Source organism: Pedobacter endophyticus, assembly GCF_015679185.1.
GTDB classification, from domain to species: Bacteria; Bacteroidota; Bacteroidia; order Sphingobacteriales; family Sphingobacteriaceae; genus Pedobacter; species Pedobacter endophyticus.
Window position 1 is genome coordinate 213,105 of the sequence record NZ_CP064939.1, and the last position, 25,163, is coordinate 238,267.

The window sequence follows — 25,163 nt, forward strand, 5'->3', positions numbered from 1 at the left end:
TAATTAAACGGTTAACCAATCTAAAAATGTTAGAATCAATATTAAAATCGATAGTTGACGATCATGTATTGCATGCCAAATGGTTAAATACCTTATCGTATATGGAAAATGCTGGTGCCAAAAAAATCTCGGCATCGGAGCATAAAGAAAACGTAAACCTGATTATTCTTAAGCATGCTGCTGAAGAGCATCGTCATGCTTATTATCTAAAAAAACAAATATCAAAACTAAGCGACGACTTGTGTAAAACCTACACCAATGCCGAATTGCTTTCGCCAAATCAAACCAAATATTATTTACACGCCTTAGATATCGCGGTTTGCAGGTACCTCAAAAACAAGTTTAAGCTTTCGGGTTACGAGCTAAAGTTTGCCGCCTATTTATTTGTTACTTATGCGATCGAAGTGCGTGCAGATGAGCTTTACCCAGTGTACCAAACAGTTTTAGACGAGGCTAAAAGCAAAGTAAATGTTAAATCCATTATCCTTGAAGAAGAAGGGCACCTCGAAGAAATGATAAATCAACTGGTTGGCTTTTGTAACGATTGGGAAAACCATGCCGCCGAGGTGATCAAGATAGAAAAAGCCCTGTTTGATAACTGGGTAGGGGCGTTGGACGGAGAGTTTGTAAAGGTTAACTAAGTCAAGCCTTTACTATTATTATCAGATAAGAAGTCAAGTTTCAAAAACTTGACTTCTTTGTAGAAAACCATTTTAGATTGTTGCTGTTTTTAAACAAAGATTAAAATTATGGCCAAGTTTTCGGAATTAATAAATGGTGACAAACCCGTTCTGGTAGATTTTTTTGCAGAGTGGTGCGGTCCTTGCAAAATGATGAAACCCATTTTAGAACAATTAAAATCGCAGGTTGGCGATTCGGTTTCTATTATTAAGGTCGATATTGACAAAAATCAGGCTGCAGCATCGGCCTATAGCGTGCAAAGTGTTCCTACGCTAATGCTATTTAAACAAGGCAAACAGATCTGGCGCCAAAGTGGCGTTTTACAAGCTGCCCAGCTCAAGCAAATTATAGATTCGCATGCTTAACTAAACCTCAACAACATTACCCGGAGTAACCGCGAATATTTTCTCGTTTTTTTTAGGGTAAATGTTGTACAGCCCCGTAAATGTGCTAAAGGCTGGCAAAACTGCGTACTCGTTTCCGAAATAGAAGCACGGAAATTTTAGCCGTTGCTTTGCTTTGCCCACAATAGTTACGCCCGGGTGGATATGTCCGCTAATCGGATACAATTCTTCTTCTGTACATTTCGGTGCATCATGTATGAAGCAAAACGGCCCCATACAAAAACTCGGTTCGTGGATGTCTATCTGCATTGATGCGTAATCTGCGTGCGCTAGCCTATCGTGATTTCCTTTTACCAGTAAAAAACGCAGTTGACTGTATTGCTTTCGCCAGATCGAAAATTCGTCGATATCGGTGTTCAGGCCGTGGTGAAACATATCTCCGTTTATCAATAAAGTGTCCGGATTATATTTTGCAAGGAGTACATCCAACCGGCGTAAATCGTTTTGCGCAATGGTAGCCGGAACTTGTACACCAGCCGAACGGAAATGTGCCGATTTACCCAGATGTAAATCGCTAATGGCTAAAAGTTTGTGTTTCGGTAAATATAAAGCCCGTTCTTTATCTAAAATCAGTTCTTCACCGTGGCTTGTAATGGTCATTAATCTTATGCTATGTCATCCTGAGCGTCCCGAGAAACGGAACGGTTAATTTATTTAATCTTCTCCGATTCTGCTTTCATTCTTGCAATTCGTTGCTCCAGTTCTTCTGAGCTCATATTTTCCCGCAAACTATCAACTTTTATGGGGAACGACAGCGGCGTAAAGCTTTTCGGATTGGTAATCACGATTGCTCCGTTCTGAATTCTCTCCAACGCTGCCGCCAGTCTGGGCTCTTCCAACTGCTGATAAAAAACTTCGTCGTACGCCTGGCGCAAAAGTAAATTATGTTTGTCATAATCGCTAAAAACATTGAAAAACAAACCTGCCGATGACTGGAGGTGCTTGTTTGCTACATATTTTCCGGGGTAGCCCTGAAAAACCAGACCAGAAATGCAGGCAATATCCCTAAACTTTCGCCTGGCCATTTCTGTTGAATTGATGCTTTGCGTAATGTCTTCGGCCAAATTCTTTGGAGAAAATACTTCATAGGCAATTGATTCATCCATCGGAATCTCGGTTTCGCTCAACAGTTCAAAACCATAATCGTTCATGGCGATAGAGAAACTAATCGGCAGCAGTTTGCTCAACCGGTACGCAACCAGGGCGGCCAAAACTTCATGCACCAGCCGCCCCTCAAAAGGGTAGGCAAACAGATGAAAACCCTCTTTGTTGTTAATGAGCTCGATTAATAACTCATCATTTCGCGGCACATGAGAACGTTTCTCCTGCAGCAAGAATAAAGGATAAACCGAATCAAGCTCTTCATCCTGATGCGTCTTATCCAGCGCCTCATTGTATTTTTTTCTCAATACCGATCCCAGGTTTGAGGATAGGGGAAGCCGTCCACCGTTCCAGCTTGGCGAAATGGCGTTTTTTTGTTTGCTGTTGCGCACAATAACCGTCATATCCTTAACGTGCACAAATTCAAGAACCCGACCCGCCAACCTGAAATTGTCGCCAGCCTTTAACCTGGTAACAAAGTATTCTTCAACCATGCCAATGTAACCGCCCGAGAGGAATTTCACTTTCAGCATAGCATCGCTTACAATGGTGCCAATGTGTAAGCGGTGGCGCATGGCCAGTTGCCGGCTCTTTACTTTCCAAAGGCCATCTTCATCTTTGCTTACTTTTTTAAACTCATTATAAGCACTTAAGCTGTCGCCACCCGACGTAATAAATTGCATTACCCAGGTCCATTCTTCAGGCAGGATCATCTTAAAAGCATGGGTGTTTTTGATTTCCTCAAAAATCACTTTATCGTCGAAGCCATCACCAATAGCCAACGTTACCAAATACTGAACCAGCGTATCGAACACCATAATAAATGGTTCTCTGCTTTCGATGTTATTGGTTTTTGCGGCCTCTTTAATTGCGGCGGCTTCCACGAGCTCCAAGGCGTGGGTGGGTAAAAAGTATATCTTCGAAACCTCGTGCGGCGAATGGCCTGAGCGGCCCGCACGCTGTAAAAACCGGGCCACGCCTTTTGGCGACCCAACCTGTACTACGGTGTCAACAGGCTTAAAATCGACGCCCAAATCGAGCGAGGAGGTAGCAATTACGGCTTTCAACTGGCCGGTATGCAGCGCATCCTCGATCCAGTTTCTCAGCTCGAAATCAATTGAACCGTGGTGGATGGCAATCCTTCCGGCCAGCTCCGGATCTAAGTTGAGCAAGTGTTGATACCACATCTCCGATTGCCCGCGGGTATTGATAAAAATTAGCGTAGTTTTACTTTTTTCGATAATTGGCAGCAGCTTATACGCCAACTTTAAGCCCAAGTGGCCCGCCCAGGGCAATGTTTCAATATCATCGGGCAAGATGGATTTTATGACGATCTTTTTTTCTAGATCGGCCTTTACGATAATCCTTTTGGCCGCCGAATCGGGTTCCAGTACGTCCAGCGCTTCTTCAATGTTTCCGATGGTGGCCGAAATGCCCCAAACCCTTAAAAACTGACTTTTCTCTTTTTTTTGCAATCCTTTGATACGCGAGATGGCCAGTTCTACCAGTACGCCACGCTTACTGCCCAAAAGCTCGTGCCATTCGTCGGCAACAATACATTTCAAACTTTTAAATAGCGTCGACGAACCTTTTTGAGCCAACAGGAGGTGGAGGCTTTCTGGCGTAATCAATAGAATCTCGGGCATCGATTTTTTTTGCTGTGCCTTTTCAGCCTGTGATGTATCGCCGTTTCTAACGCCAACATGCCAGTCTAATTCCAGTTCGGTCAGCGTTTCCCGCATGGCCCTGGCAATGTCTTTTGCTAACGACCGAAGTGGCGTAATCCAGATTAACTGTAAGCGGTCTTTCGCCTTTTTACTGTGTGCTTCCGGTGCGTTCAATGCTTCGATGGCTACGGCCAGAAATAGAGAGAATGTTTTACCAAAACCAGTTGGTGCGTTTACAAGACCGCTGTATCCATTTAAATAGTGTTGCCAGGCATCTTCCTGAAACTTAAACGGCTTTCGACCATTTGCTTTAAGCCATTGCTTAATTTTTTTGTAGCCCTTGGTTTTTGTTTGGTCCATGTTTAATTTTTATCGTCATTGCCCCAAAGGGGCTACTTTGTAGCGAGACACAGCCTGTCCCGATCTGATAGCTATCGGATTCGTAAGAAATCAATCTTTAAGATTTCTTGCCTCCACAAGTATAGCATTATAAAGTCGATTGCAGCAACTGCCTTAAATCTTCCAGTGTATTAATTTCGGCGGCTTTTTTATCTTTTCTCCAGCGCAAAATCCGCGGAAAACGAAGCGCCAAGCCTGCTTTGTGCCGCTTGCTCTCGGCAATCCCTTCAAATGCGATTTCAAAGACCAGTTCGGGCTTCACGGTTCGTACGGGGCCAAATTTTTCAATTGCATTTTTGGTTACAAAAGAGTTTACCTCCTTAATTTCCTTATCCGTCAGGCCAGAATACGCTTTGGCGATGGTAACCAGATTTTCGCCATCGCGAACGGCAAACGTATAATCGGTAAAGAAATTTGCCCGTCTACCGCTTCCTTTCTGGGCGTAAATCATAACCGCATCAACGGTGTAGGGATTAATTTTCCATTTCCACCAGTCGCCACGCTTTCTGCCGCTGTGATAATGTGAGCTTAGCTTTTTAAGCATTATTCCCTCGCTGTTAATGGAGCGTGATGTTTGGCGAAGGGCGGCCAATTCTGCCCAGCTTTTACAGTTAATTACCGGCGAAAGTACCACAGCACTTTCCTGCAAATTGCCAATTAGTTGTTCGAGCACTTTTCTCCTTTCGCTCAGGGGCTGCTCGCGGAAATCACTGGCTTCAAATTCTAAAATATCATAAACAAAAAAGCCGATTGGTGCATCTTCAAGCTGTTTTTTGCTGATCGTTTTGCGGTTTAAGCGTTGTTGCAAAGTGCTAAAGGATAGCACCTGTTTATCTTGTACGGCCAAAATTTCTCCATCTAAAACTACGCCATCGGGCAAAACGTCGATCAGGAAATGTAATTCGGGAAACTGCTCGGTAACCAGTTCCTCGCCGCGGCTCCAAATAAATAATTCGCCGTTACGTTTTACTATTTGCCCGCGAATGCCATCCCATTTCCATTCGGCCTGCCAATCTGTAATATCGCCCAATTGATCTGGTTCTTGCTCTAAAGCATAGGCCAAACAAAACGGATAAGGCCATGAGTTATCGGTATTTACATGGATGCCATTGATGAGCTCATTAAAGGTAATCTCGTATGGATTCCATTTGCCCATAATGCTGTGCATAATTTGTGCGCTATCTAAACTGCTTTGTTTTGCCAGCGCATTTACGAGCATTTTGTTAGAAACACCAATTCTGAAATTCCCTGAAATCAGTTTATTAAAGATGAAGCGTTCTTGCGTTTCGAGCGTGTTCCAGGCATTAAGAATAAACTCTTTTTTGGTCTCATCATCTTTTCCATCAAGATCGTGTAAATCCTCAATCCATTTATGTAACTGAAAATCAGAAGTTTTTTCGGCCGGCGGCAGGAGCAGGGCAATGGTCTCACTTAAATCGCCAACATTTGAATAACTTTCAGAAAACAGCCATTCGGGTGTTTCGGTAATTTCAATGGCCCAGTATTTAATCAACGCCGATTTAATGGGGCGTTTAGGCTTTTTTCCGGTAAACAATGCAATTACCCAAACCTTGTCCTTATCGTCGGCATAGTTAAAATAATCAACCAATGCGGCAATCTTGTCGTTGGTTTTATTGCTCAGTTCGAGCTGTTGAATCAATTTGGCGAAACGTTTCATTCTGATTTTATATTTTCGATTTCAGAATTACGATTTTCAACGTCTGCTAAGTCCACTTTGTTTTCCTCGTCATCTTCCTGCCCAAACCTGGTCATTACCTCTTCTGATTCTATTCCGTTATCATTTAAAAAGCGGCTAAATGCTGCTGTAAAGCCGTGGGTAACGTAAACTTTTTCGGCTTGTGTAGCGGTAATGGCTTCCATTAATCCTGTCCAATCGGCGTGGTCGCTCAGTGCGAAGCCTGCATCGGCACTTTGCCAGCGTCGGTGTGCCCGCACCTGCATCCAGCCCGAACAAATTCCGGTAACTGGGTGAGAAAGATTTTTGATCCAACGACTATCCCGCATTGCCGGGGGCACAATCACAATTCCTTTTTGGAGTTCATCTTTAGTGGTTTCGGGAGTAATCCGTATGGTTTCGGGGAGGTTTACACCTGCATCAATAATTACTTCATTGAGGTTTGCAATACTGTTGTGTACATAAATCGGAACGTCGCCAGCCAGGTTTTTAATCAATCGCTGTGCTTTACCCAAACTATAGGCAATGAGTATGCTTGTTTTTTGATTGGTAATGTTATCGCCTACCCAGTTTTTGATTTTATCGAAAACGATATCCTGTTTCTGCCATTTGTACACTGGCAGGCCAAAAGTACTTTCTGAAACAAATGAATGGCATTTTATAGGTTCAAAAACTGTGCTTATGCCGTCGTCTTCGGTTTTATAATCGCCTGATATGACGCAGATTTCTCCTTTATATTCTAACCTTACCTGTGCAGAGCCAATAATATGGCCGGCAGGATGGAACGAAATGTTTACGCCGTTCCTAGTGATACTTTGGCCATAATCAAGCGTTTCTACATCTAAATCGTCGCTAATGCGGCGCTTAATAATGGGCTTTGTTAGCGTGTGGCAAAGGTAATGTTTGTTGCCAAAGCGTACGTGATCGCTGTGCCCATGTGTTGTTACGGCATAATCTACCGGCCACCAAGGGTCGATATAGAAATCGCCTTGCTTACAATATATGCCTCTTTTGGTAAATTCGATTAATGCCATGATTACTAAACAACGAACTCGATTTTAAGTTTTAATCAATTATCGGCTAAAAACCCGATAATTTGAATTATCGGCTAATTACCCGATAATTTGAAATATCGGCTAATTACCCGATAAATGCGATTATCGGATAAATACCCGATAATTTTTTTGTAATTTGGTGTTTTAATGCGATATTGTACTATGATTTGCATACTGACAGGCGATATTGTAGGCTCAAGAAAAATTAAGGACAGTTGGCTGCTCAGCTTAAAAAACGCCTTAAAAGTAATTTCGGGGCAAAACAAGTGGGAAATTTATCGGGGAGATAGCTTTCAGGTTGAGGTTGAGCCAGAAAACGCCATTAAATGGGCGGCTTACATAAAAGCTTGTATCCGAGTAAATAAACCTGCTGATGTAAGAATGGGCATTGGCATTGGCGACCTTAAAAGTAAGCGGAAAAAGCTGTCAGAATCGAGTGGCGATGCTTTTGTGAACTCCGGAGCTGCATTTGATGGTTTAAAACAGGCAAAGGTTAACCTGGCTGTAAAGACTGATTGGGCAGATTTTGATGAGGAAATTAATATTTTAATTAAGCTGGCCTTAATTGCAATGGATAGCTGGGGAGTGGTAGCCGCAGAAATGGTAAAGCTGGCCCTAGAGCACGAAGACGCAGTACAAAGTGAACTGGCTGCGCTGTCGGGCAGAACCCAATCGTCGGTAAGTGAAGCTTTAACACGGGCCCATTACTCGGAGCTATTGGAAATGGATCAGCTCTATCGTAAAAAATTGAACTTAATGCTTTCGAAATAATGGAAATTTATCTCATAAAAATAATTATTGCACACTTGATCGGAGATTTTTTTCTTCAGCCTACATCATGGGTAAAGGATAAGGAAAGAAAAAAGCTTAAATCGGGCAAACTGTACCTGCATGTTCTAGTTCATGTGGCTTTGATTTTTATTATTTTTATGAGCTTTAATGTCTGGAAAATAGCCTTGTCGATTGGTATACTTCATTTAATTATCGATGCGTTAAAATCGATCCTCCAGACAAGAAAAAATGCCAGGATCTTATTTTTTATCGATCAGTTTTTTCATTTTGGCTCAATTGTATTGGTTTGGCACATTTTCTATAAGGCATATATTAACGTTAGCTTTATTAATGAAACGCAGGTTTGGTTACTAATTGCCGGAGCGATGTTCTTGAGCCTGCCAACTTCTATTATTATGAAGGTAATTATTGCCAAATGGTTACCGGAGAGCGATGACGAAAGCCCGAAATCATTACAAAATGCAGGTAAGTACATCGGCATTTTAGAGCGGGTACTGATATTCGTTTTTATCCTTACCAATCATTTTGAGGCAGTTGGTTTTTTACTCGCTGCCAAATCTATCTTCCGTTTTGGCGATTTAAAAGAGGCCCACGATTTAAAATTAACCGAATATGTGTTAATTGGCACGTTGTTAAGTTTCGGTATTGCGATAATTGTTTCATTAGCGATGATGGGATTAGTGATGCACTAACTTGATGATTTGCCAGTTAAGCTAACAATGGCAGATTATAAAATTTGGTCGTCTTTTCAATGTAGCACAGTGAAACGGAGACATCTTTGAAGCATATTGATGCCAAGTTCAAAGATTTCTCGGCTTTGCTCGAAATGACGATTTTTGTAGTGTTTTCGAAAAACGTCGATGATAGAAACAGCCTGTCTCAACTTCTCCTAGCCAGGACGAGATTCAAATTCGACCAACACAGAATAACATCTCGTATAAGATTGCTTCAATCGATGAAAAGTCGATTTCGCAAAGACGGAATAAAACGTATCTGCACAAGTTCTCCTCAATTTAAACGATTTGTAACAAAAAGCGGGGCTATCGAAAACCGATTCCCCGCTATAAATTATTTTAAAAATATTTAATTTCTATTTCGCTCCCGGAGGGCAGTTATCCCTTAAAAACTTGGTGTAAGTTAACGCTAAATGCTCGCTGGTTCCTTCACCTTCAGAAATACTGTGGGTACGATTTGGATAACTCATTAACTGAAAAACTTTTTTGTTCTTAATCAATTCGTTAATCAACATTTCGGCATTTTGATAATGAACATTGTCATCGCCTGTACCGTGTATGTAAAGTAAATTTCCCTTCAGGTTTTTTGCATACGTAACAGGCGAGCCTTTTACATAAGCTTCTTTACTTGGAAAAGGGGTGCCCATGTACCGTTCCTGATAAATATTATCGTAGGTTAATTGGTTGCCAACAGCGGCAATTGCGATTCCGGTTTTGTAAATTTCGGGATATTGAAACATTAGGTTTAAGGTTGATGAACCGCCACCGCTCCAGCCCCAAACGGCTACCCGGTCTTTATCCATAAATGAATTGGTGGCCAAAAGTTTCTTCGCTGCCATGGCCTGATCGCGAATATTGATTACACCAATGTTTTTGTAAATTCCCTTTCTCCAGGCGGTACCTTTCGGAACGGGCGCACCACGGTTGTCCATTGAAATATAGATGTAGCCGTCTTTTGCCATATCGCCGGCATATAGCCAGTTTCTGCCGGCGCCGTAAGTATCTGCTGCCGTAGACGAGGCGGGCTCACCGTAAACATAAAACACAACGGGATACTTTTTTGCAGGATTGAAGTTTTCTGGTTTTTTCATCCAGCCATCCATTTCCACGCCATCTTCGGTAGTTACTTTAAAAAACTCAACCTTGTTTTTCGGCGCTTCTTGTTTTGATAGTTGGGTAGTAATGCTTCCGTCCATAGTGAAAGGATTTCCGGTGGTGAAATTCATCCATTCGGTTACCGGCCTTACCGTTGCGCTGTTGTAGCTGTGGCGGGCAAACGCAGCATTTGGAGAAATATCGTAACTGTGCGTTCCCGGAAGTAGGATGGACGGTGTAACCTGCTCCAGTTTTCCTTTACCGTCTAACTTCGTTTTGTACAAGTAGCGTTGCGTGGCGTTGGTTGGCGAAGCGATGAAATAAACATAATTATTTTTGTCATCGATCAATTTTACGTCAACAACATCGTAATTTCCTTTGGTTACCAACGTTTCTTTTTTTCCATCGCGACTAATCCTGTATAAATGACTCCAACCGTCTTTATCAGACTGAATGGTAAATTCGTTGTTGTCGTTTAACCATTTCCACTCGTCTTGAGCATCAATCCAAGCCTTCGCTTTTTCTGTGTAAACGGGCTTCGCTGCACCGTTGGCGGCATCGCATATATAAACAATACTTTCGTTCTGCTCTCTGTTAAGCTGCTGCAAAATAACTTCGTTGCTATTTGGTACCCATTGCATCCGCGGAATGTAATGCTGCACATCATCTCCCGGAACATTTAACCATTTGGTTGTTGCTGTTGCTATATCTACCACACCCACTTTACAGGCCGACGGATCTTCGCCAACTTTTGGGTATTCTACCGGAATGGTGTATGGATAAATGGAATCGGTATTGTTAATCATCAGGAAATTTTTGATCCTGGTTGCATCAATTTGCCAGTAAGCAATGGATTTGCCATCAGGGCTCCATCTAAAACCGTCTCTGCAATCAAATTCCTCTTCGTACACCCAATCAAAGGTGCCGTTAATCATTCGGTCGGTTCCGTTGGTGGTTAGCGCCTTACTTTCCGTTCCATCAACATTTTCTACATATAAATTGTGTTTACTTACATAGGCCACCTTGCTTCCATCTGGAGATAGTTTGGCAAACATTAACGACGATGCGGGCTTGTCTTTACCAATTTGGGTGATTTTATTGGCGCTTAAATCGGCCAGCCAATAATCGCCACGTGTCTCGTACCGCCAAACTTTTTTGCTGTTGGTGTAAATTAGTGCTTTGGTGCCATCGGCAGATAACTGGAAACTGCGAACGGCGATTGGGGCATCCTTTCCGGCGGGCGTTAATAAACCTCTCGAAACGATTGTTTTACGCTCAGTTTTTGGCAGTGTTACCGAAATAATCTCTCCGCTGGCCACCTGATAGTAGGAGTTTCCATCTTTTGCCCAGTTTAGGCCCTGTGCTTTTGCCTCAATTACCGAGCAGAGTGCAATGCAGGCAATTGATAATCTGAATAATAAATTTTTAATCATATAAGTTTGTTAATAAAAAAGGCTTTTCAACTTTTGGGCTAATTTAAATAAAAAGCCGGCAGTTAAAAAGCCTTTAATAGCAGAAATTAGTGAATTATTCGCCGCCGCCGCCCATAGACATCAACGCTTGCATAGTGGTTTCTTCGTATCCTGCAGGCACTGCGCTAGAGATTGCACCTACCTTGGCGTCGTTAATTGCTTTTAAGGTGTTAACAGTTTCGATTCCGCGTTGCACCATGGTGTACTTTACCGGAAAAGCAGCTAAACCTGGGAAATAAGTTTGTGTACCGGTGTTTGGCAACTCTACATCTTTTGTAGCCCAAAGCTCATGTGCACCACCTTTATCATCTTTGTAAGTATATTTTTCGGCGCTGTAACCGGCAATTGTTTGTTTTTCGCCAGTAGCTTTAAAATCCGAAAATTTGCCCATCCCGGCAAGTGCAGTTTCAACTTCTTCTTTAGATTGTTTTACGGCATATTGTTTTTGCGCAATAGGAACATCAACTAAAATTAAACCTGTTTTTTGATTGTTGTCAGAAATAATACTGATCATCGCCGGTCCCTGCTCCATTTCGATCTTTGTGAGGCCGTTATTAAATTTAACCTTAACTTCTGCTGGTAGTTCTTGCCCACCCAATGCCGATTTTTGTTCGTCGGTTAATTTATACTCCAGGCCGTAAGTTATTGTTCCCTCCGAAATCTTTTTCTGGGCGTGAACAATAATCGCTGTGCTAACCAATATTAGGGCAACAACGCTAGTTTTGATTGATTTTAACATGTTTTTTTCTTTAGTTAATGGGTTTTACCAAGTAATTTTTTCTTTGTTGAGGAAGGATTCAATACCTTTTTTAAAATCTGAACTTTCCCGAACGCGAGCGTTGATCTGCACCGCTGTTTCTAAGCTTTTTTCTAAAAGAGGATTGGTAGTTTGGGTAATCAGTTGCTTTGTGATCATTAATGAATTACCCGAACTTTCCTTGCACAAACTTAAGGCAAAATCTTGAACAGTTTGATTAATTTCGTTGGCATTTGTTACAAAATTTATTAAATTGTATTGAAGCGCCTGTTCGGCATTAAAAATCTTGCCCGTTAATAAGAGTTCGCTTGCGATGGTTTCGCTAACTTTCTGTTTCAAAAAGCACGAAACGATAGCCGGCACGAAGCCTATTTTAACCTCTGTGTAACCAAAGTTGCTCTCTGGCGTGGCGAAAATAATATCGCAAACCGTTGCCAGGCCGCAGCCGCCGGCAATGGCATGGCCCTCAACCTGCGCAATTACAATTTTGGGTAAATAATAAATGGTGGTGAAAAGTTTTTTCAGGTTGTTCGAATCAGTCACATTTTCCTCAAAAGTATTGTGCTGCAGTTGTTGAAGATAGGCCAAATCGGCTCCTGCGCTAAAGCTGTCGCCGTTCGCTTTTAAAACAACCACTTTCACGGCGTCATCTTCAGAAGCCAAAATGAAGGTTTCTGTCAATGCCTCTATTAATTGCGGATTCAATGCATTTCGCTTCTCTGGCCGGTTAATGGTAATGGTAGCAACTCTATCCGCTACGCTATATAAAACGAGGGTGTTCATTTAAATTTAATCTTAAGTCGATGAAGTTTACTCTTTTTGCAGAAAGCAGACTCCTGATGGTTCAATTTTACTGATTTAGGTAAACCAAATATGCAGGATTTTTCTTTAAAATATGGTGTTCAACGCTATTATTCTTTGCGAAATTGTCAAATTGTGCAATGTGGTAATCCTTGTTCGTACCGTCGATCAAAATGGACTGATATTTTACTTTCTTCGATATGTTATCAAGCTTGAATTTGGTGTTGGCAGTTATCCATAGCGCCGAGAACTTTCCGCCAGCTTCAAGTTTCTTATTATTGAAAGATGCATCGATTATCAGCAAATGGTAATTATAAAAAATGATCTGACTTTGGGTTTTCAAAAAATTGCGGGACGCGGTATCATTTTGCAAGTTCAAAAAATCGATTTCCGTAATTTTGGACTGTGCGAGGGCGGGTTGAACGAAAAACTCATAATTTCGATCGCCTGCGGATAAATCGGTTACCAAAATGGCTTTCTGGCCTTTGATAAAAGCGGCAGCGTAGTTTTTTCGCAAGGTAAAGAAGATAATTTTCTGCTGGTGCATCGCTTGCCAATCATCGTATAAAGTACATGACGAATAGACAATGTAGATGGAAAGCGATGCGGCGAGAAACCGTTTGTCATACCTTGCTAACCCGTAAACCAGGCTGCTCAGTGCCAGAATCAATAAGATCAGTTCAGGAATAGTTATCCAAACCGACGAGAAAGTGGAGTAGGGCAGATCGGCAATCTGTTTCAACGTTGAATTGGTAAATGCGATGATCCATTCGAAAACAGGAGCGAGCCAATGCAGGTACGGGACGAGAACAAGCATGCCCAAAATCATAATTGCCGTTAACGGAATTGCAATAAAGAGGTTTCCAAGTAAAAAATAGACCGGAAATTGGTGAAAGTAATAGAGGCATAGGGGAAAGGTAACCAATTGTGCTGCCAACGAAAGTGCAATGAGTTGCCATACCTTATCAAGCCATTTGTTCTTCATGTAGAGCCATTTATAAATTTTCGGCTGGAGATAAATTAAACCGAAAACCGATATATAGGATAGCTGAAAGCCTACATCCCAGATTAAAAACGGATTGTAAACTAATTGACAAAATGCAGCAAAAGCCAGCGTGTTATACCCATTCTTGTTTTTAGCAAAAGTTAATGCGGCGATAAAAATGGTAATCATTATTGCTGCACGCACAACCGTTGGCGACAAACCTGTTATTAACGCATAGCCCCAAATCAAGCTACATATCAAGATGAACTTCAATATCTTTAAGTGTTTGTTCTTATCGAGAAAAGCAAAGCAAATATTCAACAAAAAGAAAATAATGCCTACGTGGCTGCCTGAAACGGACAAGGCATGAATGGTTCCGGTGGTGGAGTACGCAGCCAGTGTTTCCTTACTCAAATCGGCTCGGTAATCGAAAATTAGGGTAGAGGCTACCGAAAATGCTTCTCTATCTTTAATCAGCTGTCGGTAAACTTCAATTTGACGTTTCCGCAGCCGAAGCGCAAATCTGATGATTGGGTTACCTATGTTTCGATTCGTCTTAAGTAGGTTTTTCTGATTGATAAAGCACTGCTGACGAATGTTTTTTGCTGCCATCCAGCGTTTAAAGTCAAATTCGGCTGGGTTGTAAGGAGGCTCAATGGGTGCGTAATTCGCGGAGATAATAAGTTCATCGCCATATTTTAAGTGAACTGGTTCAGCGCTGTTTACCTTTAATGCCACCAATAATTTACCGCTTAGCTTGATTTGCCTTGAATTTTCGTAGCCCGAAACCACGCTTGCTTTAAATCTGAGTATATCGTTGGTTTGCTGAGGCTCATCGTTTACCCAAACTTTTAGATAGGTGTAATGTCTTTTAGCAAAATAGTCCGATTTAAGCGTTTCGTTTTTTAACAGGCAAACCAACCCGCCAAAGAAGAAAAAGAATAGCAGAATCAGTATGCCTGTTACGCCCTTAAACCGATAACCATTCAGCTTTTTGTAGCTGATGTTTATGGTTATAATTAAGAGAAAGAGAAGGGTCGTTATAATGGCCAACAATTTGGAAATCAGTAAATTTGGATAGGAATAAAAAGCACTGATACCGAATAAAAACGGAATGAGAATTCTTACAAAAATGTATTCTGCCTTAAACATTAACTTACTTAAAATTTCCCAAGTTTAAAACTGATACCTTAATTGAATCTTCACTTCTGATTTTTTATTTCCCTGTATTTCATCAAGGTAGTTTCCTACGGTTTTCACATTCTGGTAAATGAACATGGCGTACCGGGCCCAAACGTTTAGTTTTTTGGTAATGCTATACTTCAGGTTAATGTAGTTTCTAAAGCCTTTTCCGCTGTAAACGCCGAAAGCAAAGCTGTAGAGTACGTCGTCTTCATAGGCATAAATTCTGCTGTTGTAACTTGGTGTATCGAAATAGGCTATTCGAAGGTTGCCCGTAATTTTAGAAAACATGGGAGAAAATGCCACGTCTTGATAAATCAGGTAACCAAATTCGCTATTGGCATTGCCTTTTTTGTATTGCGAAACCTCGGCACGGTTTTGAAAACTCCAGATATCATTTAGCTGCCAGCCAACTTCTACGCGGTAATTTTCCTTTTTTACATCATCAAGAAAGTTTATTGGCACATTTAAATCGGTGTTTTGTTGTTTGTTCTCGGTTCTGAATCGTGCTAACACCTTAAATGTTTTGGTAGGGGTATAAACGGCCTGACCTAAAACTTCGTAGCCTTTTGATGGCGCATCAACCCTGTATTTTAACCACGGAAAACGGAAATAATCGCCGTAAAAAGAAAACGACCAACGCTTGTTGGGTATAATATTTAAACCGGCGTACAAACCTTTTTCGTTTACCGCCTCGCTGGCCTCTGCTAATGCCTGATTAAAAAAACTATGGTAATTTCTGGCATAATTTCTATAGGTTAGGGCTGCCGAAACCGTGGGCGATAAGCTAATTAACGCACCATTTACATAGGCGAAGCCACTGTTCAGGCTTTTTCCGGCCTCACCAAAAAAGTAAACGTTTTTGTAGGTGTAGTTATAGTATGCGCCTAAATTAGTTAGCGAGCTTCCCGTAAAGCTAAACTGATCGTACACGGCTTTCTGCGGTATAAAGCTGTTGCCATACTTACTGTGGTAGGCAATAGTGCCAATAACAAGATCGTTTTTGGTGTATTGAATGGTTGCGCCCAGCACCTGTTGGCTCAGCGAATTTTTATTTTCAATTTCGGATGGTGTTCGATGATAACCCGCCTGACTGACCGTAGCCTGTACTAAATTTCCATTTATATCCAACGCCTGGCTGGTATCTAATTTTCTGAAAGAAACGAAAGGCGTGATGTCGATATCCTTAAATAAGTTGACAGTGGCCGAAATGCCTCTTAAGAAAGAATATTCGTTGGTAGATGTGTAGGGCCGTAAGCCCAAATCTTTTTTAGCTACGCTGGTAACCTCCGGCCCTTTGCCAAAGGCAAAGCCCGACCACATAGTTAAACCTTGCCCAAACTGTAAAATGTAATCGCCAATGACCAGTTTTTTTACCCGCCCCAGTTTGTAGAGCGCAATGTTGCCCGAGAAAAAATCGAACGGCTTGGCAATGAATTTCTCGCCGGCATCCTTTTCCAGCGTAACAGCAGCCGACGCAATTGTTCCAAAATGATAGCGATAACGCGTTTGAAACTTTTCTGGCGTGCCCAGATACCGATTCCCGGGCAGGTCGGTAAAACCTTTTTGCGTCTGCAATATCCGGCCGTAACGCATTAATAAGTCGTTTTCGCCAAAGTTGATCATATTCTTAAGCGTGAGTTTTGAATATTCGGTAGCGGCATTAAGCGTAACAAATGGCGACAAACTTTGAACCGTTCGAACATCAAAACCATCAATACTTTGTAATTCCAGCACATCAACAAATTGCCCGTTTTCCTTGGTATAGGCAAAAAAGTTGCTGATTTGTAACGGAGACAGGAAAACCAACAGCTTTAATTCGTCTGCCGATGTGTTGTTTAAATTAATCGGGTGTTTTTTAAACCGCATTAAAACATCAACCAATTCAGTCATGTCGTAATCGTCAGGAAGATTTTCGGCAACGCTTTCTAAAATATCTCTTAAATCATTTTCTGGTTCATTGGTTTGTGCGTCCGAAAGTAAACCCACCATCATCAATAAAATTGTTAATAGCCTAAAACGCATATCCGAGACCGATTTGAGGTGCATAGCCGAGATTGGCATCATAAGTTGTTGCCATATCTAAAAGAAGTTTTCTAAAGTTCAGCCCAAAGCCTGCATACTGCTTAAATGGTTGGCTGCTTAAACCGCCGCGTAAACTCAGCAAATCGATAATTTTATAATCGATTCCCACGCTCACATCTATGGCCCGGTGAAGTATTTTCGTGATGGTTGTTGCAATTAAAACTTTATCTGAAGCTAAATAACTGACGCCCGCTCCAAATGAACTTGCAATTTCGGAAGCAATGATTTCGCTGTTGAACTTTTGCCTCGATGGATTGCTGACAAAAGCACCGAACGTAAACTGGTTATTGAATTGATAAAGCGCTCCGACATCTATCGAAAAGCCCGTTGACGATCCGTAGTTCGCGATTTTTAACTGATGGTAATTGCCGTTTAAAGCGATAGACAGTTTATTGCCAAACTTTTTCGCGTAGGCCAAACCTACTTTGCTTTCGTTGTATTCAGAAAAGCCGTAGCGCTGAAAACTGGCGCCCATAAAATTGTTTTTAAATGGGAAAACTGCAACCAGGGCCTGGGTGCTAATTTCATTGCTGAAAAGATGTTTGATGTAGTTTATGGCAGCGGCAGGCCGATCAATTGAGGTAATTGCCGATGGATTGACCTGTAACGACCAAATATCAGTAACGGCAGCGCCATTGTTGCCCATAGCCGTTAAGCGAGGCCCTAAATTGTTTTGGGCAGGCAAATAAATCGGGGCAAAAAAAAGTAACAATACAATCCAAATTTTCATAAAAGAGCGTTAAGCCGTTAAAAAAATAGGAGTGATTGTTCTTTAATTGATCTAATATATGAAAATTAAATCCAAATTAAAAAGGTTGTGTTTAAGATATTAATTGGTTAAATTTGAAATATGGATGAATTAAATGTTGATTTCAATACGCTTGTTGATACGATGTACAGTTTGCCTTTGGAAGATAGGTTAGAGCTGAAAGAACTTCTTGAACACAATATTGCTGATTCGCGAAGAGATGAAATTACAAAGAACATCAAGGCTTCGAAAAAGGCGCTTAAAAATGGTTCGCTCAAATTTTCTTCGGATATTACTGAGTTAAAAAGAATGGTATAATGGAAGTTGCGTTCAGCGAACCTTTTAAAAAAGCATTTAAAAAGCGTGTCCTTAACAAACCTGTCGAAACCGCGTTCTGGATTAAATTAAATTATTTTACTGAAGACCCGTTTAATCCGAAATTAAAAACACATAAACTTTCAGGAAAACTCAAAGGCTCATGGAGCTTTTCTATTGAATACGATTTACGAGTAGTGTTTTATTTTACAAGTGATAAGCCCGTTAAAGCTGTGCTGGTTGATATTGGTAATCATGATGAAGTGTATTAACAACAGAACGCCTGGAGAGGCAATTAATCGAGCAGCTTCTTATATTTACAACTGTCTCAAATAAAAAAAACAACTACAGTTCCTGCGCCAAATTCACTAAAAATCCCTTTAATTTTTCCAATGAATCGATAATTTTCTGGTTCTCTTTTACGTCCGATTTATTATTTTTTAAGTACTCTTTAGCGCCTTTTAAAGTAAAGCCTTTCTCGTCGACCAAATTGAAAATAATCTTCAGATTTTCAATGTCCTCCGGAGTAAATAATCGGTTGCCCTTTTTGTTTTTCTTAGGCTGAAGAATATCGAATTCCTTTTCGTAAAAACGGATCTGCGATGCGTTTACGTTAAACATTTCAGTCACCTCGCCCATGGTATAATACATTTTATTAATGTCTCTTTCTTTATACGGCATAATTTGTGCTTGATTATGAGTGTTTTATATCGGTTAATTAAAGTATTCAAATGTAACTCGATTTTTCCTTAATAACGTAATAAAATTTTAATTTTGTTCCTCCAATATTTGAATAATGACAGCTAAAGAGATCAGACAAGCGTTCCTAAGTTTTTTCGAACAGAAACAACATCATATTGTTCCATCGGCACCAATTGTGGTTAAAAACGACCCAACCTTAATGTTTACCAACGCGGGGATGAACCAGTTTAAAGACTTGTTTTTGGGTGAGGCGGCCATTAAATATTCGAGAGTGGCCGATACACAGCGTTGCCTGCGCGTATCGGGAAAGCACAACGATTTGGAAGAGGTAGGTATCGATACCTATCACCACACCATGTTCGAAATGTTGGGCAACTGGAGCTTTGGCGATTATTTTAAGAAAGATGCAATTGCCTGGAGCTGGGAATTACTTACAGAAGTTTACAAAATTCCGAAAGATAAATTATACGTTACCTATTTCGAGGGCGATGAAAAGGAAGGCCTGGCTAAAGATCAGGAAGCTTACGATCTGTGGAAGCAATATGTTGATGAAAGCCACATTTTACCCGGAAATAAAAAAGATAACTTTTGGGAAATGGGCGATACCGGCCCATGTGGCCCATGTTCGGAAATTCACGTAGATTGCCGTACCGATGAAGAAAAGGCATTAGTTGATGGTGCTACGCTGGTAAATGCCGACCATCCGCAGGTTATCGAAATTTGGAACAACGTATTTATGCAGTTCAACCGTTTAAAAGATGGCTCGCTGCAAAGTTTACCAGCAAAACACGTTGATACGGGCATGGGTTTTGAGCGCCTGGTACGGGTATTACAAGAAGAAACCTCAAATTACGACACCGATATTTTTCAGCCAATGATTCAGTTTGTTGCCGAAAAATCGGGGATTGGGTACGGCGCTGACGAGAAAACGGATATCGCCATGCGTGTTATGGCCGATCACATCCGTGCCATTGCTTTCGTAATTGCCGATGGGCAGTTGCCATCAAATAATAAGGCAGGATATGTTATCCGAAGGATTCTACGCCGGGCCGTACGTTATGCGTATACTTTCTTAAACTTCAAAGAACCGTTTTTAAATCAGTTGGTTCCGCTATTAGCCGAGCAGTTTAAGGGCGTTTTCGATGAATTGATCTCGCAGCGAGACTTTGTACAGAAAGTGGTTTTAGAAGAGGAGGTTTCCTTTTTGAGAACTTTATCTACAGGCATTCAGCGATTTGAAAAATACCAGGCCCAAAACGGCGTCGTAGAAGGCAGTTTCGCTTTCGAGTTATCAGATACTTTCGGTTTTCCGATCGATTTAACTGAATTAATGGCACGTGAAAAAGGGTGGAGCGTTGATTTAGCTGGATATGAACAAGCGCTTAAGAAACAGAAAGATGACTCGCGTGCAGCCACTGCAATTGATACTGGTGACTGGGTGATTGTAAATGCCGATGATCAAAGCGAATTTGTAGGTTACGATGAGCTAGAGATTGAAACTGAGATACTTAAATACCGCAAGGTAAAAGCGAAAGGAAAAGAGCAATACCAGATTGTTCTGCGCCAAACGCCTTTTTACGCCGAAAGTGGCGGGCAGGTTGGCGATACGGGCCGTTTAGAAGACCACAGTCGCCAGTTTTGGGTGGACATTACCGATACCAAAAAAGAAAACGGCTTAACAGTTCACTTCGCAGACCTACTTCCGGATAGTTTAGAAGGAAAATTTTGGGCAGTTGTAGATGAAGACCAACGCGTTTTAACAGCGGATAATCATTCAGCTACCCACTTATTACATGCCGCTTTGAAACAGGTTTTAGGTCAGCATGTTAATCAAAAGGGTTCGTTGGTGAATGCTGATTATTTGCGTTTCGATTTTTCGCACTTCGCAAAGGTAACCGATGAGGAACTTGCTCAAATTGAGGTTATTGTAAATCAAAAGATCCGACAAAATATCAAGTTAAAGGAGCAGAGGAATGTTCCTTATCAAGATGCTATTGAAAGCGGTGTTACCGCATTATTTGGAGAAAAATATGGCGATTTTGTGCGCATGATCACTTTTGACGATCATTTTTCGAAAGAATTATGCGGAGGTACGCATGTTAAAGCCACCGGACAAATCGGTTCTTTTAAAATCGTTTCTGAAAGTGCTGTTGCTGCCGGGGTTCGCAGAATTGAAGCCATCACAGCAGAAAAGGCCGAGCAATATTTCTTAGATCAACGTAAGGAACTAGGTCATTTGAAAGCGCTATTGAACGGTTCTAAGGATCTGTCGGCTTCTGTTCAGGCACTATTGGATGAAAATGCAAAACTTAAAAAAGAAATTGAAAAATCCATTTTAGAGCGTGTAGATGCTTTGAAACATGAAATCGTTCACCACGTAAGGGGAATTAATGGCGTGAATTTAATTGCCAGGCACATCGATTTGCAAAGTGCTGATGCCGTTAAAAATCTTGCTTTCTCGCTAAAAGATATAATCGATAATCTTTTTCTGGTTTTCACCACAGAAATTGATGGTAAGCCCGGTATTACGGTAATGTTATCTAATGATCTGGTTAAAAAAGGTATGAATGCGTCAAATATCGTTCGCGAGCTAGGAAAGGAAATTCAGGGCGGTGGCGGCGGACAACCTTTCTACGCCACTGCGGGCGGTAAAAATCCTGTCGGTTTGAAAGCCGTATTAGAGAAAGCTGAGGGTTTTATACCATCTTAAGCATTATTTCATCATCCGATTGTGATCGGATTTGGCGGTAGCGGAGAAGTGTTGCAATTTTTAATAGATCTTAGTTTGAAGTGACGCCAATGTCCGTCATGCGACTGTATTAAAGAGCAAAACGACACCCTAACCTAAGAATTTTATTTGGCGCCTTAAACCTCTCCCTTTTAATGGCGGTGGTTTTTGCGCTGTCTGTACATCCCTCTCCTCGAGGAGAGGGAAAGCAAAGGCATTGCTTTCAACCCAAACGTTGATAGGGAGAGGTTATGCGAAATTTAATTTGGAAGGGAAATCTATGCCAAAGGCATCCCCGTGGGAAAAGTCCACTTTTGAAAGAGCCTCATTCCCGCCTGCGTCGGGCAGGTCTATCCGATTAGCACTGAAAGAAAATAGTGCTTTCAGCCACCCAAGCACAAATATTGTCACTTCAAAAGAAGTTGTTATCACATTAATTTTTTTATTCCCAAAAATTGTGGAATTGAAACTAATTGATTAGTTTAGGCTAAAACATTCTAAATGAAAAAGACAATCTTAACCACAATTTTAATTAGTACCATTATTCTGGCTAAAGCTCAAACGGGCGAGACCGGAAAGGTAACCAATCCCATTAACGAAAAGGGTAAAAATGAGTTGAAAATCAATTTACTTACTTCAGTTTTAGCACTTCCGGAAATCAGTTACGAACGCATTTTAGAAGATAACATGAGCGTTGGGATTTCATTGGCAGCTGGTATTGGCAATGAAGATGATTTTTCTGAATATCGATTTTTAGCCATTCCCCATTATAGGCTGTATTTCGGTAAGAAGAGAGCCGCTGGCTTCTTTATTGAAGGAAATGCCGCAGTAGGGTCAGTTAGAGAAGATCATTGGGCTTACTATCAAAATGGCTTCAATGTAGCATACAGTTCAAACGTTGTAAACTTCGGATTAGGTGCCGCCGTTGGTGCAAAGTTTTTAACCCGAAACGGATTTTTAGGGGAAGTTTTCGGCGGAGTTGGTCGCTTTTTAAGCGGCAACAGAACTGTAGAAGCTTACCCAAGGGTTGGAATCACACTTGGCAAAAGATTTTAAAAAAAAAGAGTCCCGAATTCGGGACTCTTTTTTTGTTAATGTCTGCCATGCTTTTCTCTGTGCGATCGAGAGAACAAGCTCGAGTTAACGCGTTTATCGTGGTGCCTGTAATCTACACGCTGTGGTCTGTAGTTCCCTCTTGGAGCGCTGTACCGCACTCTGTTGCCTCCTCCATAAGATGAACGAACCACATTGCTATGTCCTGAATATTTTACTCTGTGCGTATTGTAGCTTCGGTAAGGGCTGTTACCATAAACAACAACCTTTCTTCCGTGGTGCAAATCGTAACCTCTGTATCGGGTAGGCAAATATCTCGACCTAATCCAACGGTTGCCGCTTAAATAAACAAACTGCCTTTGCGGAACATAATAGTAGGAGTGTACCTCGGGTAAATAGTAATAATTAACACTTTCATAACCTGCAGGAACCCACGCGGGCTGTGTACCAATGTTGATGTTAAGACTTACTTGAGCGTTAGATTGATTAGATGTTAAAGCCACGATACCTACAATCGCGGAAATGATTAATAACTTTTTCATAATCGGTTCTATTTTGTGTGTGGTAATTCAAATTCAAACGCTGTGCCAAAACTTCTATTGTAACAGAGATATAAAAAAAGGGAGTTCTCTTTCGAAAACTCCCTTAAAACAACTCTTTACCACAACTCACCATTATTATCGACGGCCGTTGCCTTTTTGTCCGCCATTTCTTTCCGGGCGATTATTATTGCTATTTTTCTCATTTCCACGGCCATTACCTTGAGCGACTCTTGAGTTTTGATTAACCCTAACAACACTGCCTTGTGTGCGGCTCGGACGGTTGTTGTTATTAATAACCACTGTTTTGTTTTTGTTATAATTCGGGTGTCCTTTTACAACATAGTATTTACTGTCGCGACTGTCTCTGATAATGGTTTGACGGCCGCCATAATTTTTAAATTTGCTGTACCTGGCCACATATACACTATTTCTTAAATATGGCTTTGGCTCATTAATAACTACTTTGTAAGCGTTGTATACATCAAAGTTTCGATATTTAGCAGGTAAAGTACTAGTCGAAACCCAGTTTCTGCCGTTCAAGTAAATGTACTGTCCGGTTGGAACATAGTAGTAGGCCTCAATATCCGGAAAATAGTAGTAATCTACATGGTTATAGCCTGTCGGACCCCAAACCGGTTGAGCGCCGATATTTATACTTAAGTTGACTTGTGCTTTTGCATGGTTAATGCTGAATAATGAAACCATCAGAACTGCAGCAAATAATGTTAACTTTTTCATAACCTTAATTATTAAATGTTCATTTGTGTGTTAATTATCGAAATAGACAACAGTAGCCAATGGTAGTTTAATTGAAGGCGTTCGTTTTAACATTCTTTAACTAAAGTTTTATTTACTCAGTATATTGAGTAATTTTACTCAATACACTGAGTAATTTGTAGAATATGTTTGAACGATTTGAATTACAGCGATTTATAAAGGTGATGAACGAACCAAACAGGTTTATTCAGGTGTTAGTTGGGCCTCGACAGGTAGGTAAAGCCACATTAATCAATCAATTGGTTAAGCAAATTTCGATGCCTTACACATTTGAATCAGCAGATGCTGTTGTTGCAACTGATAACACATGGATTGAGAAAATCTGGAATAATGCACGTCACAAATTTGGGGGGCTTACCACTAATGAATACTTGCTGGTGATTGATGAGATTCAGAAAATTGATAACTGGAGTGAAATCATAAAGCGATTATGGGATGAGGACAAACGCAACGGGGTACATATTAAGGTAATTTTGCTGGGCTCATCGCGATTATTAATACAACAAGGATTAACTGAATCATTGGCGGGCCGTTTTGAATTAACTTATCTAGGACATTGGACTTATACAGAGATGGAAAAGGCCTTTGGTTTCACAGCAGACCAATACGTTTGGTTTGGCGGTTATCCCGGATCAGCTGCGCTGGTTAATGATGAAGAACGTTGGAAAAATTATGTCTCCAATTCGTTAATAGAAACAAGTATTTCTAAAGATATCCTCATGCTCACCCGGGTAGATAAACCCGCTTTAATGAAAAAACTATTCGAATTAGGTTGTCTTTATTCTGGGCAAATTCTCTCTTTTACAAAAATTTTGGGTCAACTCTCTGATGCCGGGAATACAACAACCTTATCGCACTATCTGCAGTTATTGGATACGGCCGGATTGTTGGGCGGAATTGAAAAATTCGCCGCAGATGTAGTCAGAAAGCGTTCATCCAGTCCTAAATTTCAGGTACATAACAATGCCTTGGTTACCGCACAACGAATTGAGTTTTTTGAGGAAATAAAAAAGAAACCGGCTGAATGGGGACGAATGGTCGAATCGTCGATAGGAGCGCACCTATTAAATTCTGCCTTTGTTGAAGGTTATAACGTATTTTATTGGCGTCACAGAAACGATGAAGTAGATTTTGTTTTAGAGAAACGTGGCAAAATTATCGACATTGAGGTTAAAAGTACAGGTTTAATAACGGAAACTTCGGGAATGGAAGTCTTTAGTAAAATGTATAATCCTGATAAGGTTCTTATGGTTGGCGCAGGAGGCTTACCTTGGCAAGAGTTTCTAAAAATTTCTCCATCGAGCCTTTTTTAATGAAAGTGCAAATAATGACTATATTTGCCAATAAGATCAAAAACAGATAACACCCCAACACGTGCTTGTCTGTATTCAC

The 25,163-nt window shown here is 41.0% G+C and carries 22 protein-coding genes; 9 read left to right on the forward strand and 13 right to left on the reverse strand.

Annotated elements, in window-relative coordinates; genetic code table 11:
- Positions 1-26: 26 nt before the first annotated feature.
- Entirely contained in the window at positions 27-641 is a 615-nt protein-coding gene (locus IZT61_RS00960) for a hypothetical protein (RefSeq protein WP_196099346.1), read from the forward strand.
- Between the two features lie 108 nt (positions 642-749).
- The gene (gene trxA, locus IZT61_RS00965) at positions 750-1,046 is read left to right on the forward strand and encodes a thioredoxin (protein ID WP_196099347.1); all 297 of its coding nucleotides are present in this window, start codon (positions 750-752) and stop codon (positions 1,044-1,046) included.
- Here the strand turns inward: trxA and pdeM are convergent, their stop codons facing one another.
- The 4 genes from pdeM to IZT61_RS00985 form a co-directional block, all read right to left on the reverse strand.
- The gene (gene pdeM / locus IZT61_RS00970; protein ID WP_196099348.1) at positions 1,047-1,685 is read right to left on the reverse strand and encodes a ligase-associated DNA damage response endonuclease PdeM; all 639 of its coding nucleotides are present in this window, start codon (positions 1,683-1,685) and stop codon (positions 1,047-1,049) included.
- Between the two features lie 50 nt (positions 1,686-1,735).
- A complete protein-coding gene (locus IZT61_RS00975) occupies positions 1,736-4,213 on the reverse strand; it encodes a ligase-associated DNA damage response DEXH box helicase (RefSeq protein WP_196099349.1) in 2,478 nt (825 codons plus the stop codon).
- A gap of 127 nt (positions 4,214-4,340) precedes the next feature.
- A complete protein-coding gene (locus IZT61_RS00980; RefSeq protein ID WP_196099350.1) occupies positions 4,341-5,930 on the reverse strand; it encodes an ATP-dependent DNA ligase in 1,590 nt (529 codons plus the stop codon).
- Complete coding sequence (locus tag IZT61_RS00985) at positions 5,927-6,982, reverse strand: ligase-associated DNA damage response exonuclease (protein WP_196099351.1); 1,056 nt, start codon at positions 6,980-6,982, stop codon at positions 5,927-5,929. Before IZT61_RS00985 ends, IZT61_RS00980 begins: the two co-directional genes overlap by 4 nt.
- A 183-nt stretch (positions 6,983-7,165) precedes the next feature.
- On the opposite strand from IZT61_RS00985, the gene IZT61_RS00990 reads away from it, so the two are divergent.
- Both IZT61_RS00990 and IZT61_RS00995 read left to right on the forward strand, forming a co-directional pair.
- A complete protein-coding gene (locus IZT61_RS00990) occupies positions 7,166-7,774 on the forward strand; it encodes a SatD family protein (protein ID WP_196099352.1) in 609 nt (202 codons plus the stop codon).
- The gene (locus IZT61_RS00995; RefSeq protein ID WP_196099353.1) at positions 7,774-8,487 is read left to right on the forward strand and encodes a DUF3307 domain-containing protein; all 714 of its coding nucleotides are present in this window, start codon (positions 7,774-7,776) and stop codon (positions 8,485-8,487) included. The genes IZT61_RS00990 and IZT61_RS00995 overlap by 1 nt, the downstream gene beginning before the upstream one ends.
- Before the next feature lie 398 nt (positions 8,488-8,885).
- Here the strand turns inward: IZT61_RS00995 and IZT61_RS01000 are convergent, their stop codons facing one another.
- The 6 genes from IZT61_RS01000 to IZT61_RS01025 form a co-directional block, all read right to left on the reverse strand.
- Positions 8,886-11,057: a S9 family peptidase gene (locus tag IZT61_RS01000; protein ID WP_196099354.1), complete on the reverse strand. Its 2,172-nt coding sequence runs from the start codon at positions 11,055-11,057 to the stop codon at positions 8,886-8,888.
- 94 nt (positions 11,058-11,151) lie between these two features.
- Complete coding sequence (locus IZT61_RS01005) at positions 11,152-11,835, reverse strand: DUF4412 domain-containing protein (RefSeq protein ID WP_196099355.1); 684 nt, start codon at positions 11,833-11,835, stop codon at positions 11,152-11,154.
- 24 nt (positions 11,836-11,859) lie between these two features.
- Positions 11,860-12,636 carry an enoyl-CoA hydratase/isomerase family protein gene (locus tag IZT61_RS01010; RefSeq protein WP_196099356.1) on the reverse strand — a complete coding sequence of 259 codons (777 nt, stop codon included), beginning with the start codon at positions 12,634-12,636 and terminating at the stop codon, positions 11,860-11,862.
- 67 nt (positions 12,637-12,703) lie between these two features.
- A complete protein-coding gene (locus IZT61_RS01015) occupies positions 12,704-14,791 on the reverse strand; it encodes a ComEC/Rec2 family competence protein (RefSeq protein ID WP_196099357.1) in 2,088 nt (695 codons plus the stop codon).
- 24 nt (positions 14,792-14,815) lie between these two features.
- Entirely contained in the window at positions 14,816-16,846 is a 2,031-nt protein-coding gene (locus IZT61_RS01020; RefSeq protein WP_196099358.1) for a helix-hairpin-helix domain-containing protein, read from the reverse strand.
- Positions 16,836-17,636, reverse strand: a complete 801-nt coding sequence (locus IZT61_RS01025; protein WP_196099359.1) for a hypothetical protein — start codon at positions 17,634-17,636, stop codon at positions 16,836-16,838. The genes IZT61_RS01020 and IZT61_RS01025 overlap by 11 nt, the downstream gene beginning before the upstream one ends.
- Positions 17,637-17,756: 120 nt before the next feature.
- Here IZT61_RS01025 and IZT61_RS01030 point away from each other — a divergent pair, with 120 nt between their 5' ends.
- Positions 17,757-17,972, forward strand: coding sequence for a hypothetical protein (locus IZT61_RS01030; protein WP_196099360.1), 216 nt, complete (start codon positions 17,757-17,759; stop codon positions 17,970-17,972).
- Positions 17,972-18,241 (forward strand): type II toxin-antitoxin system RelE/ParE family toxin, encoded by a 270-nt coding sequence (locus IZT61_RS01035; RefSeq protein ID WP_196099361.1) that lies wholly within the window; start codon positions 17,972-17,974, stop codon positions 18,239-18,241. The genes IZT61_RS01030 and IZT61_RS01035 overlap by 1 nt, the downstream gene beginning before the upstream one ends.
- A 73-nt stretch (positions 18,242-18,314) precedes the next feature.
- Here IZT61_RS01035 and IZT61_RS01040 read toward each other — a convergent pair whose 3' ends face one another.
- Positions 18,315-18,650 (reverse strand): MerR family transcriptional regulator, encoded by a 336-nt coding sequence (locus tag IZT61_RS01040; RefSeq protein WP_056870367.1) that lies wholly within the window; start codon positions 18,648-18,650, stop codon positions 18,315-18,317.
- Between the two features lie 115 nt (positions 18,651-18,765).
- Here IZT61_RS01040 and alaS point away from each other — a divergent pair, with 115 nt between their 5' ends.
- Both alaS and IZT61_RS01050 read left to right on the forward strand, forming a co-directional pair.
- Complete coding sequence (gene alaS, locus IZT61_RS01045) at positions 18,766-21,381, forward strand: alanine--tRNA ligase (protein WP_196099362.1); 2,616 nt, start codon at positions 18,766-18,768, stop codon at positions 21,379-21,381.
- 519 nt (positions 21,382-21,900) lie between these two features.
- Positions 21,901-22,455 carry a hypothetical protein gene (locus IZT61_RS01050; RefSeq protein ID WP_196099363.1) on the forward strand — a complete coding sequence of 185 codons (555 nt, stop codon included), beginning with the start codon at positions 21,901-21,903 and terminating at the stop codon, positions 22,453-22,455.
- Positions 22,456-22,490: 35 nt separating this feature from the next.
- On the opposite strand, the gene IZT61_RS01055 is transcribed toward IZT61_RS01050, so the two are convergent.
- On the reverse strand, positions 22,491-22,994 hold the full coding sequence (locus tag IZT61_RS01055; RefSeq protein ID WP_196099364.1) for a hypothetical protein: 504 nt from the start codon (positions 22,992-22,994) through the stop codon (positions 22,491-22,493).
- 135 nt (positions 22,995-23,129) lie between these two features.
- Entirely contained in the window at positions 23,130-23,732 is a 603-nt protein-coding gene (locus IZT61_RS01060) for a hypothetical protein (RefSeq protein WP_196099365.1), read from the reverse strand.
- Between the two features lie 164 nt (positions 23,733-23,896).
- Here IZT61_RS01060 and IZT61_RS01065 point away from each other — a divergent pair, with 164 nt between their 5' ends.
- Positions 23,897-25,084, forward strand: a complete 1,188-nt coding sequence (locus tag IZT61_RS01065) for an ATP-binding protein (RefSeq protein WP_196099366.1) — start codon at positions 23,897-23,899, stop codon at positions 25,082-25,084.
- The last annotated feature ends 79 nt before the right edge of the window (positions 25,085-25,163 follow it).